The sequence below is a fragment of the Prosthecobacter sp. genome (assembly GCF_044226605.1).
Classification (GTDB): Bacteria; Verrucomicrobiota; Verrucomicrobiia; order Verrucomicrobiales; family Verrucomicrobiaceae; genus Prosthecobacter.
Window position 1 is genome coordinate 38,296 of record NZ_JBGAGS010000023.1, and the last position, 14,010, is coordinate 52,305.

General features: G+C 60.7%; 9 protein-coding genes. 5 read left to right on the top strand and 4 right to left on the bottom strand.

Annotated features, from left to right (window positions below; all coding sequences use genetic code 11):
* Positions 1-11 precede the first annotated feature (11 nt).
* From ACILSO_RS26055 to ACILSO_RS26065, 3 genes are read left to right on the top strand one after another with little or no spacing between them, the layout of a single operon-like run.
* Positions 12-2,018, top strand: coding sequence for an FG-GAP repeat domain-containing protein (locus ACILSO_RS26055; RefSeq protein WP_395740409.1), 2,007 nt, complete (start codon positions 12-14; stop codon positions 2,016-2,018).
* Between the two features lie 53 nt (positions 2,019-2,071).
* Positions 2,072-2,824, top strand: coding sequence for a sulfite exporter TauE/SafE family protein (locus ACILSO_RS26060; protein ID WP_395740410.1), 753 nt, complete (start codon positions 2,072-2,074; stop codon positions 2,822-2,824).
* 37 nt (positions 2,825-2,861) lie between these two features.
* Positions 2,862-3,065 (top strand): hypothetical protein, encoded by a 204-nt coding sequence (locus ACILSO_RS26065; RefSeq protein WP_395740411.1) that lies wholly within the window; start codon positions 2,862-2,864, stop codon positions 3,063-3,065.
* Positions 3,066-3,161: 96 nt separating this feature from the next.
* On the opposite strand, the gene ACILSO_RS26070 is transcribed toward ACILSO_RS26065, so the two are convergent.
* From ACILSO_RS26070 to ACILSO_RS26080, 3 genes are read right to left on the bottom strand one after another with little or no spacing between them, the layout of a single operon-like run.
* A complete protein-coding gene (locus ACILSO_RS26070; RefSeq protein WP_395740412.1) occupies positions 3,162-5,336 on the bottom strand; it encodes a protein kinase domain-containing protein in 2,175 nt (724 codons plus the stop codon).
* A gap of 50 nt (positions 5,337-5,386) precedes the next feature.
* Complete coding sequence (locus ACILSO_RS26075) at positions 5,387-6,106, bottom strand: RNA polymerase sigma factor (protein ID WP_395740413.1); 720 nt, start codon at positions 6,104-6,106, stop codon at positions 5,387-5,389.
* 44 nt (positions 6,107-6,150) lie between these two features.
* A complete protein-coding gene (locus ACILSO_RS26080) occupies positions 6,151-7,515 on the bottom strand; it encodes a Gfo/Idh/MocA family protein (RefSeq protein ID WP_395740414.1) in 1,365 nt (454 codons plus the stop codon).
* Between the two features lie 169 nt (positions 7,516-7,684).
* Between ACILSO_RS26080 and ACILSO_RS26085 the strand changes: the two genes are divergently transcribed.
* Together ACILSO_RS26085 and mfd are read left to right on the top strand one after the other, a co-directional pair.
* A complete protein-coding gene (locus tag ACILSO_RS26085; RefSeq protein WP_395740415.1) occupies positions 7,685-8,344 on the top strand; it encodes a hypothetical protein in 660 nt (219 codons plus the stop codon).
* A gap of 63 nt (positions 8,345-8,407) precedes the next feature.
* Positions 8,408-11,638, top strand: coding sequence for a transcription-repair coupling factor (mfd, locus tag ACILSO_RS26090; protein WP_395740416.1), 3,231 nt, complete (start codon positions 8,408-8,410; stop codon positions 11,636-11,638).
* Here the strand turns inward: mfd and ACILSO_RS26095 are convergent.
* A complete protein-coding gene (locus tag ACILSO_RS26095) occupies positions 11,635-13,812 on the bottom strand; it encodes a VIT domain-containing protein (RefSeq protein ID WP_395740417.1) in 2,178 nt (725 codons plus the stop codon). The two genes, mfd and ACILSO_RS26095, sit on opposite strands and share 4 nt — an antisense overlap.
* Positions 13,813-14,010: the final 198 nt, after the last annotated feature.

The following is a 14,010-nucleotide window of genomic DNA, read 5'->3' on the forward strand; positions in this document are numbered from 1 at the left end:
TATTTCCAACCATGATAAAGCTCCTCCACCCCCTCCTGCTCGCCTGTCTCTGCGCAAAGACTTTTGCCGCCGACGGCCTCGCGCCGCTCAAATACAACAACCCCGGACTCGTGGTGGATCTCGGGGTGGGCTTGTGGGCCTGGCCACTGCCAATGGACTTCGATGGCGATGGCGATCTCGACCTTGTGGTGAACTGCCCGGACAAACCCTACAACGGGGTTTATTTCTTTGAGAACGCCAGCGGCGACACTGCGAAGAACAAGATGCCGGTGTTCAAGCCGGCGAAGCGCATCAGTGCCGGAAAACAGAACGTGCAGGTCAGCTATGTGGACGGCCGGCCGCGTGTGCTTTCTCCAGGCAAAGAGTATCCAGACTTCCTCAAGACCGGGCTGGAGCATGAGCAAAAACTGCCGGTGGATGCCAAGGTGCACATGAACAAAGTTCGCGGTGACATGTGGCATGTGGCGGACTTTGACGGAGATGGGAACAACGACCTCCTTGTGGGGGTCGATGACTGGACGGAATACGGCTGGGACAACGCCTACAATGAAAACGGCCGCTGGATGAACGGCCCGCTGCGTGGCTACGTGTATGTGCTGCGCAACACGGGCACCAACGAAAAACCTGTCTACGACAAGCCGAAGAAGCTCATGGCCACGGACCGTCCGGTGGAAACTTTTGGCTGGCCTTCGCCGAACCTGGCGGATTTTGATGGAGATGGTGATCTCGACCTGATCTGCGGCGAGTTTCTTGACGGCTTCACGTATTTTCAAAACACCGGTACGCGCAAGCAGCCGAAGTATGCGCTGGGAGTTCGTCTGAAGACAGACACGGGCCGATACCTTACAATGGATCTGGAGATGATCACGCCTGCCGCGATCGACTGGGACAAGGACGGCGATCTGGACATCATCTGCGGTGACGAGGATGGTCGCGTGGCCTTCATTGAAAACACCGGCAAGCTCGACAACAAGGCGCCGGTATTCGCCGAGCCGCGCTACTTCCAGCAGGAGGCGGATCAGGTGAAATTTGGAGCGCTGGCAACACCCGTAGGGTTTGACTGGGATGGCGATGGCGACACGGACATCATCTGTGGCAACACCGCAGGCTACGTGGCGTTCATTGAAAACCTCAGCGGCAAAGGCGTGGAACAGCCGAAGTGGGCCGCCCCGGTGCGCCTCGAGGCCGCAGGCAAAGTGATCCGCCCCATGGCCGGCGGCAATGGCAGCATCCAGGGGCCGTGCGAAGCCAAGTGGGGCTATACGACGCAAACCGTGGCAGATTGGGATGGCGACGGCCTGCCGGATCTGCTGCTGAATTCCATTCTCGGCAAGGTGCTGTGGTACAAGAACGTCGGCACTCGCCAGAAGCCTGAGCTAGCCGCGGCGCAGGCCGTGGAGGTGGAATGGAATGGCGCGCAGCCCACGCTCGCCTACGGCTGGCTGCGTCCTGAAGGCAAGGCGCTGCTCACGCAGTGGCGCACCACGCCTGTCGCCGTGGATTGGAACAAGGATGAACTCATCGACCTCGTCATGCTCGACCAGGAAGGCTATCTTGCGTTCTTCGAACGCGCGAAGCAGGACGGCAAGCTCATCCTGAAACACCCGCGGCGTGTCTTGTGCGCCACGCAGGAAGCCAGGGCCCCCGGGCTGCTCGACAAAGCAATGGAGCAGATCAAGGTCAAAACTCCGGTGGCCATGACACCGGGTGAACCGCTGCGCCTCAACGCGGGCATCGCAGGGAAAAGCGGCCGACGCAAAATCTGCATCATGGACTGGGACCAGGACGGCAAGCTCGACATCCTGCTGAACTCCGCCAACGCCAACTTTCTGCGCCAGACCTCCAGCAGCGACGGGAAGTGGTACTTCGCCGACATGGGCCTGCTGATTGACACCAACATCGAAGGCCACGACGTGAGCCCCACGACGGTGGATTTCAATGGCGACGGCGTGCCGGACTTCGTGGGCGGAGCCGAAGACGGGCATTTGTACTACCTGAAAAATCCGAAGACGAAGTGACTCAAATGTGACTTTCCCCATGCGCGGTGCGGCGCGCTGAGTAGTGACGAGGCATGACCCTCCTCGAATTCCTTGCCCTCGCCGCCGTGGGTTGCACCGCCGGGGCGATCAACGCCATCGCGGGCGGAGGCACCCTGCTCACATTTCCCGTGCTGCTGGCCTGGGGCACGCCGCCGGTCCTGGCCAATGCCACGAGCACCGTGGGGCTTGTGATAGGCACGGCGGGAAGCATCGTGGGATTTCGTGGACATCTGAAGGCCATCCGCACGCAGTTGATGCAGTTTGTCCCGATATGCCTCATTGGCGCGACCATTGGCAGCTGGCTGCTCACGCGCACGAGCGATGACCAGTTCTCAAAGCTCATTCCCTTTCTCGTCCTGTTTGCCACGGTGCTGTTTTTTCTGCAGGGATTTTTGCGCAAATCCGCCACCACGGCCAGACCGCAGGCGCTGTGGTTCTCCCTGGCTCTGCAGCTTCCGGTGGCGGTCTACGGCGCGTTTTTCGGTGCGGGAATCGGCATCCTAATGCTGGCCTCGTTTGGATTCATGGGCATGACGCACATCCATGAAATGAATGCGCTGAAGAATTTGCTCGGATCGCTGATCAACATCATAGCGGCCGTGTGGTTTATCGCTGTCGGAATGGTAAACTGGCCGCAGGCCCTGGCGCTGACGGCCGGTGCGCTGATTGGTTATTACCTCGGAGCACATTATTCCCAGCGCATTTCACCTCAAAGAGTGAGGCACGTCATCACGGCCATCGGTTTCATTATTTCTGCGGTGATGTTCTGGAAGCAGTTCGGGTGACAAGCGCGGGCCGACGGCCGGCTGCGTATTACAAGGTATGAAAACGAGCATTTTACCGGTTTATCTCCTGTGCCTCATGGTTCCCTCCTGCTCCCTTGTTACGGTTCCGGTCAAGACGGCAGGCAAAATCGTCACGACCACAGTATCCACCACCGGCCACGTGGTCGCGGCTCCTTTTGATGCAGTCGGCGGGCACAAAGAAAAAGCTGAAGCGAAAAGAGAGAAGGAAAGTGAACTGTGAGCAGACCGCCCGGCTGCGATGGAGATGTCATCGAAACGGATGGCGTCTGCCCTCGACCGAAGTTCCGTCTGTTTTTCCCTGGGCGGCACGGAGCGATTACCGTGGTGTGGGAGGTTCGTTCAGCATGCGTGACACCGGGACCGGCGGAGCATTTTCGACCCGCGGAGCATGGCTGAAAAACCACACCATTCCCGGAATCAGCAGCAGCAAAAACAGCGCAAGCAGAATGATGAGGGTCACGGCGCAGCCAATGCGCTGATGTTTGAAAAGAATGCGGATCAACCAGACAAGGCCACCCACGATCAGCACCAGCACAATGAGCTGCACGATAAAAATCATGGAGCTGATTCCGAATTGCCTCTGAGGTGTGATCACAGGTGAATGCGGGCTGGCACGGAGCGGAAGCTCAAGCGCCACAGGCTGGCCCAGCAGGCGGCAGATGACGATGCTGGTGCCTGTTTGTGTTTTCGCGGACACCATCGCAGAGGTGAGCAATTCCTCACGGACTTGAGTGAAACTGCCCGCCACCTCGCGGGTCCTTCCAGAGTCCCCGATTTTGGTGTGGATGCGGAGCATTCCTTCTGCAATCCGCGTGACTTCGATCTGCACCTGCAACTCATGCACGTGGCCTGTCTGATTCCAGTGCAGGTGGTCGGACTGGATGCCGTTCACTTGCACAATGCGTGCTTCAATGGGCGCATGGGCGCTCACGTTCCATCGAACGTTCAGGGTGGATTCGCTCTGTTTATTCGCACTGGTGATGTCCACACGGTCTGGCAGTCCGGCTGAAGCCACATGCGTGGTGCCGAGGCGAAGAATGAACAGCGCCGCCAGAACTCCGGCGCAGACGGCGCCAGCCATGACTACCTGCCTGCCGCGCCCGCGCATGACCCGCCCCAACGGAAACACGGCGATGAAACCTCCTGCGACCAACCCACCCGCGATCAAAAAGAAAATCGCGATTCGCTGCTGCTCATCGGCCTCTTTTGCATGTGCGACCTGGTTCAGCGCCACCTCCGCCTGCTGAGTCTTGATTTGAAGTGCCTGCCTCTCGGCGGTCAGGCGCTCGACTTCGGCCTGATTGTTTTGTTTTTTTGCGGCTTCCAGCTCCTGAAACTGGGCTGCCATGTGAGCCTTCAGGGCCGCGAGATGGGCCCCGGCCTCCTGGCGCATCAAGAGATGCCTGCGCGCAATAGGGGTGATGCCAAAGTCATCGATGGCCTCATTTAAAAGGGTGGCCCCGATCAGCAGGGCAGTGCCGATCACCATTCCGAGGACACCCAGCCAGAAGCGTGGTTTTGTCGCCGCCGGGCCGGGCTTTTCTGGTGGAGCCGCCACCACTCCGGCAAGTTTTGTGCGAAACTCCGCGGCTGTGGCAAAGCGCAGCTCCGGCCGCGTTTCCAAAGCACGGAGCACCACCTCATCCAGCCGGACGTCGATCTGCACGCGCTTGGACGGAGCTTCGATTTTGTCCTTCGGCAGCTCCCCGGTGAGGAGTTCGTAGAGGACGACGCCGAGCGAATAAATGTCTGCGCGATGATCCACCTGATGGGTGTCATCCTTTTGCTCCGGTGCCGCATAGGCAGGAGTGCCGAGTGGCTGGGACAAAGAGTCGGCGCCTGTTTCGCCGGCAGCTCCGATCATTTTAGCGATGCCAAAGTCGGCGATCTTCAGGCGGCCCTCTTTGTCGAGCAGGAGGTTTTCCGGCTTGATGTCCCGATGCACAATGCCGTGCTCGTGCGCATACTGCAGGGCATCGCAGATGGGAGGCACGATGGCCAGCGCCTGCTCGGGTGTGAAACGTCCCGCAGTCATTGCCTGGCGAAGATTCACTCCGTCTACGAACTCCATCAGCAGATAGAAAAAGCCGCCGGCCTGGCCGAAGTCATGAATGGTGACGATGTGGGGGTGATTGAGAGCCGCGAGTGCCTGCGCCTCTTTTTCAAAACGTGCGGCAAACTTCGCGTCGTCTGCGCGCTCAGGCGCGAGAAGCTTGAGCGCCACGATGCGGTTCAGCGTTTTCTGACGTGCCTTGTAAACGACACCCATGCCGCCGCGGCCGAGGCAGCTGAGGATTTCCAGCTGAGGAAAATGCGGCGCCAGCTCCTCCGGTGTCAGCGGCGGCTTGGGCGCAACGGGCAGTGCGTCCGGAGGCAAGGTTTCGGTGGCAAAATTCAATGCAGCGAGGCAGCGAGGGCAGAGGCCCAGAGGGGCATCGGCGGGCAGCTGGCAGCCGCATTTGGGACATGGAATGGATTCGGAAGTCTTCATTGCCATGAGTAGTTCAGTGAGTTCGCGGCTTTGTTACAAGCGAATTCCCGTCAAACACCGGCGAGCACCGCGACCACGTGTTTCATCTCCGTTTCCACGTCCTCCCCTTCCGCCAGCGTGGCGGCGATGCCTTCACGGAAAAGTTCTCGGAAGCGTTTGCGAAGGCGGTGCACGGACACGCGTGCCGCACCTTCGCTGCAGGCCATGGTGGCGGCCAGTTCCGCGTAGGAAATGCTGCCTCGGTCCAGCGTAAGGCAGTGCTTCATGGCATGAAAATCGCCGGCCCTGCTGGACGCGAGAAATTCAGCCTCCAGTGCAGCAAGAGCCTGCTCCAGCAGTGTCATGGCCCAGCGTCTCTCATAAATCGCATCGGGAGCAAGGTCGGGCTCGCCTGCAAACCGGCGCTCGGCGTCCTCGGCATCCAGCGGGACATGGGTGATGTGGCCGCCACGTTTCAGCGAAGCGCTTTTGTGCCATTCATTGATCAGAAAGCGCTTCATGGCCACGAGGAGGAAGGTGCGGAAGCGACCCTGCTCCGGAGCTGCGGAGCGCAGCCAGTGTTTCTCCACCAGCCGGGAGAAAAACTCCTGCGTCAGATCCTGCGCGTCATGGGGAGAGTGGCCGTCGCGCCGCACATAGGCATAGAGCGGGTACCAGTAGGAGCGGCAAAGAGTCTCCATGGCCTGGCGGGAGTCTTCATGCCTGGCCGCCAGCACGACGGACCAGCGGGTGGTGGCAAAGCGCGGGGAAGGTGAAGGTGTGGCTGGCATCTGGGCGCTTCTTCAGGAAACGCAGGGGCCTGTTACATGCAAATTTACACCAGCTGCCACGGGCCGCGCATGGGGCGTGTGAGCATGGCCGCAGCTTCGGCGTCTTCCAGGACCTGCTCCCTGGCGGGATCCCAGCGCAGCTTGGTGCGGTTCAGCCTCAGTGCGATGTTGGCCAGATGAGCGATGGTGATGCTGCGGTGTGCGTACTCCACCGGAGCCGCGGTCCTGGCGCCGTCGCGGATGCCATCGATGAAATTGCGGAAGTGGTCCTTGCTGTCGTAGAGGCGCACATCCTTTTCCGCCAGCGGTTTGCGGAGGGAGTCTGGTTTGATCTCCAGCTTGCCGCGCATGCTGAGGATGCTGCCGTCTTCACCTTCAAACATGATGCCGGAGCCGAAGTCCTGCTTGTCTGCCACTCGGACGGTGGTGCCGTCTTCGTAGCGATAGGCGAAGGAGAAGCTGGGGGCCGTGGAATAAAGGCTGCCCGGCGCGGGCCATGTGGCCTTGAGGTCAAAAAACTCCACGGGCCCGCTTTCGTCCCGATTCAGCGCCCACTGCACGATGTCGAAATGATGCGCACCGAAGTCGGTGATGTTGCCGCCGGAGTAATCGTAAAACCAGCGCCAGTTGGAGTGCAGACGTGCGGGGCAGAAAGGTGCGTCCGGTGCGGGGCCGAGCCAGAAATCATAGTTCAGGCCTTCTGGAACGGGGGTGGGCGCGGTTTGAGCGGCGCAGCCGTTGTTGTCCCGGTTGTCGCTCGCCAGCCCTACTCGAATTTGCTTCAGTTTGCCGATCCTGCCATTGCGCACGTATTCGCAGGCCATGCGAAAATGGATGTCGCTGCGCTGCTGGCTGCCGGTCTGCCAGACGACCTTGCTCTGGCGCACGACATCGCTCATGAAGCGGCCCTGCGCCACGGTGAGGCTGAGGGGCTTTTCGCAGTAGATGTGTTTCCCGGCCCGAGCCGCCGCCACAGCCATGAGCGCATGCCAGTGGTCCGGGGTGGCGATCTGCACGGCATCCACGTCCTTGCGTGCGAGCACCTCGCGGAAGTCTTCATGCGTGGCGCAGCCCGTGGTGCCGTAGGACTTGTCCACGAGCCTGCGTGCCGGTTCGCGGCCCAGGGTGCCGGCTTTTTTGATGATGCCCTTGTTGTAGCGATCCGATTCGCGCTCGACATCGCACACTGCGATGACTTGAACGCGCTCGTCCTGAAGGAAGTTCTTTACCACATCCGTGCCGCGTCCGCCGCAGCCGATGAGCGCGAGCGTGGTGCGGTTGGAGGGGGCCACCGCACCATCCTTGCCCAGGGCTGAGGAAGGGATGATGGTGGGAAAGCCGAACGCAGCGCCTGCGGTGGCGCATTGCTGAAGGAAGTGGCGGCGAGAGGTCTGGGGGGCTGGAATCATCACCGGCAGTCAACGTTGCCGGCGGGCCGGTCCTTCACCGTCGTTTGGTAGGAAAGAGGTGCTGGATCCGGCATGCGGGCAGGAAATTCGGTTAGGGCAGTGATAATTAAAATTGACGAAGTCTGAGCAAAAATACTAATGTCTTCATTGTTGCCGCAAAAGTACTCTCATGAAAACATACACTGCGACCTGCCTCTGTCTTCTCGTCTACGTCTCAGCGCTTTCAGCCCGCGAATTTACCGACCTGCAGGGGCGCAAGCTTGAGGCGGAGATCACGTCCGCCACCAATGAGCAGGTCGTCCTGAAAAGGGCGGCGGACGGACGGTCCATCACAGCCAACGTCTCGGTTTTTTCAGCCGAAGATCAGCAATTCATCCGCGAATATGCCGCGGCCAACGTGAAGTACTCTTTTGATGTGCGGTACACCAAGAAAAAGCAGGGGGAGAGGAAAGTCGAAGGAGGCGGCTCCGAGGGCACTCTGGAAAACTGGTTTTATCTCATCTCGATCCGCAACATGTCGGCCGTCGGGGTGGAAGGGGTAACGGTGGAGTATTCGATCTACATGAAGGAAGCCGCTGCCGATGGCAGAACTCCCGCCAAGGTGGTCTCGAGTGGTTCCGAGAAGTTGAAGGATCTGGTCAGAAACGAGACGGGATCGATTCAAACAAAGGCGGTCGAGGTGATCCGTCTGCGCCCCAAGGCCGGCTATTACTTTACCAGCGGAGAGGGTGGCAAATCGGACCAGCTGGCAGGTTTTGCTCTCAAATTCACCAAGGGAGGCAAGGAGCTGTATACTTATTCGACGACACCGGGACTGGTTTACCGATGAGCGCTTCAGGCGGCTTGCCCCTTGTCATCATCATCGCATGAGTTGATATAGTGCGCCGGACGCATGAGTCCGGCGTTTCTTGTGCCCCCCGCCAAACGAGCCTCTCTTCGCAAAAGCAAACCGCCCTCACAGCATGCGCGGGGGGATGCGCTCGGGCTGGTGGATCTGACGCTCAAGTCAGGAGCGTTTCAGCAAAAGCTGAAGAAAAAGCCGCTCGTGCTCGATCACGTCACGCCGCAGGCGTTTGGCTTTGCGGCGGCGCTGATGGTGCGGCATGCGGAACTCTCCGCACCGGGCAGGCGGGTGTGGATCCTGTGCGCGGATGTGAAAACGCAGGACCATGTGCATGCCGAGCTCGGCGTATGGCAGTGCCCGGCGCTGTATTTCCCGCGGCTTGGGCAGGTGGTGAACGATGCGCTGGTCGATCCTGAACTGCTGGCGGAGCGCGCTGGCGTGCTCGGCACCATGATGCAAACAGATGCGCCGGTGATGGTGCTGTGCGCGGACAGCCTGGACGAGCCCGCGCCTGCGCTGGCGGAAATCTCCAGCCAGCGCCGCGTGCTCAGCGTGGGTGCCAAGCTGGACGTGGAGGATCTGCTGCGTGATCTGGGCGAGGCCGGCTATGAGCGCGTGCCCGTCGTCACTGAGCGCGGTCAGTTTGCGCGCCGCGGGGGCATTGTGGACTTTTTTTCCTGGCAGGCGGAGGAGCCGCTGCGGCTGGAGTTTTTTGATGACGAGATCGAGTCGATCCGCGCCTTTGATCTGCACAATCAGTCGTCCATCAAGCGGCTGGAAAGCGTGGGCGTCATTTTGCAGATGAATGAGAACGCGGAGGATGCCTCGCGGGTGCGCGAGCATCTGCGCAAGGATGATTTCATTGTGGCCATCGACTGCGAAGGAGAAGCGCAGGCGCGCATCCTCAGCGGCGCTGACAATGTGGAAGGGATGGAAGATTACACGGCGGCCATCCATGAAAACCCGCTCGGTGTTTTTGATGCTTCCGACTTCGTGCTGCATGAGGCGCGGCGCGAGCACTTTGCCCGGCAGATCCGGGAATGGCATGAGGGCGGCTGGCGCTCGGTCATTTTCTTCCACAATGAAGCGGAGCGGGAGCGCTTCGCCGAATTGCAGAGCGGCCTGCCGACCTCGCTGGAAACGAAGCTGGGGCTGCTTTATCGCGGCTTCACAGTGCCTGCGGCCAAGCTGGCGGTGCTGACAGGCGCGGAAATTTTTGGCAGGCATCAGCAGATCCGGCGCGTGCGCGGCTCGAAGCTGGATGAAGCCGAGGTGCTGCGCAAAGCGCGCGATGTGATGCGTGACCTGCGCGAGGGCGACATCGTGGTGCATGCGGAGCATGGCGTGGCCCGCTTTGGTGGCGTGGAGGTGCGAGACACTGGCAAGCGCGAGGAGGTGCTGGTGCTGCATTATGCGGAGGGAGCGAAGCTGTTTGTGCCGGTGGCGCACACGCACCTTGTCACGCGCTATGTGGGTGTGGGCGGCAAGGCGCCGGCCCTGAGCAAACTGAGCGAGGCGCGCTGGCAAAAGACGCGCAAGAGCGCGGAGAAAAGCGTGGAGGATTTCGCCGCGCGCATGCTCAGTGTGGCGGCGGAGCGCCAGACGCTGAAGGCGTACTCGCACCAGCCGGACACCAAGTGGCAGGTGGAGTTCGAGGAGTCCTTTTTATACCACGAAACGCCGGACCAGCTGCGCAGCGTGGAGGAGATCAAGCGCGACATGGAGGCAGAGAAGCCCATGGACCGCCTGCTCTGTGCGGACGTGGGCTTTGGCAAAACGGAGGTGGCCATCCGCGCTGCGTTCAAGTCCGTCATGGGCGGGCGGCAGGTGGCCATCCTGGTGCCCACCACGGTGCTGGCGCGGCAGCACTGGGAAAACATTCGGCAGCGCATGAGCGAGTTTCCCGTGTCGGTGGAAATGCTCTGCCGCCTCACGCCGCCGAACAAGGAGCGCGAGATCTTGAAAGGCATCACCGAAGGCACGGTGGACATTGTTGTCGGCACGCATCGCGTGATATCCAAGGATGTGCGGTTTAAAAACCTGGGCCTTGCGGTGATTGATGAGGAGCAGCGTTTTGGTGTGAAGCACAAGGAGAAGTTCAAAGACCTCTTCCGTCTGGTGGATGTGCTGACGCTTAGCGCCACGCCGATCCCTCGTACGCTTTACATGGCGCTGATGGGCATGCGCGACATGAGCACCATCGAGACGCCCCCGCCGAACAAGCAGGCGGTGCAGACGATGATCTGCCCCTATGATGAACGCACGATCAAGCAGGCGGTCGAGGCGGAGATCGAGCGCGGCGGGCAGGTCTTTTTTCTGCACAACCGCGTGATGACGATTGAAAAAATCGCACAGCGCATCCGCGATCTTTGCCCCAAGGCCCGCGTCATCATCGGCCATGGGCAGATGGACAGCGAGCTGCTGGAGGACGTGATGCACACCTTTGTGGATGGCGGCGCAGACGTGCTCGTCTGCACCACCATCATCGAAAGCGGTGTCGATATTCCGAACGCGAACACCATCATCATTGACCGCGCTGACCGCTTCGGGCTGGCGGATTTGTATCAGCTTCGTGGTCGCGTGGGACGTGGAGGCGTGCAGGCGTATGCGTATCTGCTGCTGCCGCAGGATGCGGTGACGGCGGGAGATGCGCGCAAGCGCGTGAACGCGATCAAGCAGTATGCGGGCCTCGGCAGCGGCTTCAAAATTGCGCTGCGTGACCTTGAAATCCGCGGTGCGGGCAATCTGCTCGGCACGGAGCAGAGCGGTCACATCGCCGCAGTGGGATTTGATTTGTACTGCCAGATGCTGAAGCAAAGCGTGGCGCGCATGCAGGGCCGCCGCGTGGCGCGCCCGGTGGAGGTGGGCCTGCGCACCGACTTCCTGGTGATGAACGAGGCCATGATGGTGCAGGCATCCCCGGGGGCCACGCCCGCCTTCCTGCCTTCGACGTTTATCGAAGACCTGAAGCTGCGCATCACGGCGTATCGTCAGGTGGGAGAAATCATGACGCGCAAGGAGCTTGAGGAACTCGAGGCGCAGTGGCGTGATCAGTATGGAGAAAAACTCCCCCACGCCGTGCAAAACCTCCTCACCTGCGCCTCCATCCGCCTCGCCGCCGCGCATGCCGGCATCAGCGATGTGGAGATCAAAGAGCGCAAGCTCATGCTCAGCCGGAACGGCAAGTTCGTCATGATCCAGGGCAAGTTCCCGCGCCTCAGCTCGCGCGAAGGGTTCAAGCAGCTCGCTGAGGCGCTGGAGATGCTGAGGTCTCTCTAGGCCGGCACCCCTTGGTCCTGGATTGCCATGGCAGGCACATAGGCCCTGAAGTACGCCAGCAGTCCTTCCTCGAGGATGTGTTCATCGATAAAGCGGCGCAGGCATTCCACGGGTTCCAGGGAGTTCTGCATCTCCAGAACAAGCTTGTCGAAAAGCTCGTAGCGGTCCTCATCGCCGGAATAGACCCAGCTTTGGAGATACAGGGCTATCTTGACCGCATTGCTGTATGGGATTCCCTCCTCGATCAGCACCTCGCGCAACTCATCAGGGCCTTCGTCCACCGGCGCTTCCGGGCATGGCGCACATTCAAACTCCACCGCGTCCATCATGTCTGCCGCGCACGGCTGGTAGAGCTGTGTCGTGGCCACCTTCACTTGTTCCACCTCGTCCCATGCCACAAAGGCGGCGCCCCGGCAGATGAGATTGTGCTCGATCGCCAGAGCCACGGCCTCGTCCTCCTGCCTTAAACTGAGCAAGTGCTGAATCCTCCTTCGCGCCCAGATGAGCCGTGGGGCGCACTCGGCATGACCTTGGACGCCCTCTTGAAGCTCGAAACGGTGAGACCATGACGAACCATCCGGCAGCAAGCCGGTGACCACTGCTGCCGTCGCGCCCGGTTCGCAGCGGATGGCCAGCAGGCTGACCTCTCCGGCGTGCAGGTCTGGCAGACGTGAACTGCCATGGGCTGGCAAATGCCCGCCCTGCAGTTCCAGACTGACAAGCACCGGCCTCCGCAGCGTTTCCGAAAGGCGGCCCACTGCCGCGGCGATGTCGTCCTCCGGTGTCAGCAGTGCGCAGCGGCCGCCAGTCTGCTTGGCCAGCGCTTTCAGCAGTTCATCATTCACCATGTGATCAATGCCGAAGCAATGCACAGGCAGAGTGGCTGCGTCTTTTTGTTTCATGCACTCGCAAAGTGCGTCTTCATTCGCCACCTGGCCGTCCGTGATCAAAACTAGACGGGCACGACGTCCGCTGCTGTGCCTGGCGCGCATTTCCAGCACGTGCGTGAGGGCCGGCAGCAACTCCGTGCCGCCTCCCGTGCCTATCTCGGCCAGTTTCTGAAAGGCGGCCTTGCCCAGAAGCTCATCGCGTCCCAGCGGCTTTGTGTCGAAGTCCCGATAGTCGCTTTCAAAGCACGTGAGCCACACCCGGTCGTTCTTCCCCAGAGCGCGAACAAAGACGTGCAGCGCCTGCGCGGCCTTTTCCCATTTCGTGCCATCCATGCTGCCCGAGCGGTCGAGCAGGAAGTATACGTCCTGCGTAAAATCATCCTCAGCCGCAGGTCCACTGCTTTGTGGCGCGCGGATTTGCAGCAGCGCGTACCGCGCCTCAGCCGTTGTGGCCACCCAGGCACAAGTTGAAACCACCGCCACAGCGCTTTCCTCCCACCGCAGTACAAAGTCCCTGCCGGGCACCTCCACATTCGCGGCAAGCGTCACCTCTATCCCCGACTCCACGCGGCGCAGGCTTGTGGCATGGCTGGGCGAGTTCAGCGTCCGCATGTCCACGGACTCCGCATCCAGCATCCCCTCGAGGTGCATGGTCGCCGCTTCAGGGTGCCCCGCGCTCAGGCGAGGCGGCGAGATGCGGCTGGCATCCGGCACTTCGTCAGTGTCCTTCATTACGCCCGGGCCGCTGTTTTCCCGCAGCAGCGGCCTGCCCGGAACGTACCGCACACCCGGGCTGAAAGGAATGCGAATGCTCATCTGCGACGCCTGCCGCTCCATGGTTTCAAGGTAGGCAAAGCGGATCGCAATCCGGTCTCCCGGCGCGACATTGCCAAGCTCCAGCGTGAAGAGGTTGTCCCGGATCATCTCCATCAGCGTAGTGCGGTGCCCGGCGGCCTGATGCTCCTTCACCACTTGTCGTGCCTTCTCCTCCGCCATCACCACGGCGCGGATCACACGCCCGTTCACGATCATCTCGCAGCGATGCACTGCCGCGCCCGCCGGCACTGGAAAGGTGTAGATCACATTCATGGCCGCATCTGCTGTTTGCTCAAACACCTGGTCGATCTCCATCAGCACCACGTCTCCCAGTATTTGGAAACGGGCCTCCACATGCCGCAGCGGCAGCGTTACCGGGAGATCGTTCATCCAGGCTGTGAGGCCAAACGGAGTTTCGGTGGTATTGAGTTCGGAGGGCGAATTCGTGGTAGTATGTGGTATTAACATGGTATGTGGTTTGCTCATGTTTTCCTGACTGGTCTTGCGCGTCAGCAGGGCTGCATCCCGCCCCATTCCAGGGCACGACAAGGCATCGCTGGCTCGTTCAGATGTCCTGGCCCGCCTCCGCAAAGTAAATGAACTTTGTTCGGGGCATTGACGGCACATAGCCGTGCTGCAAAGACATCGTTTACCGAGGGTGATCTA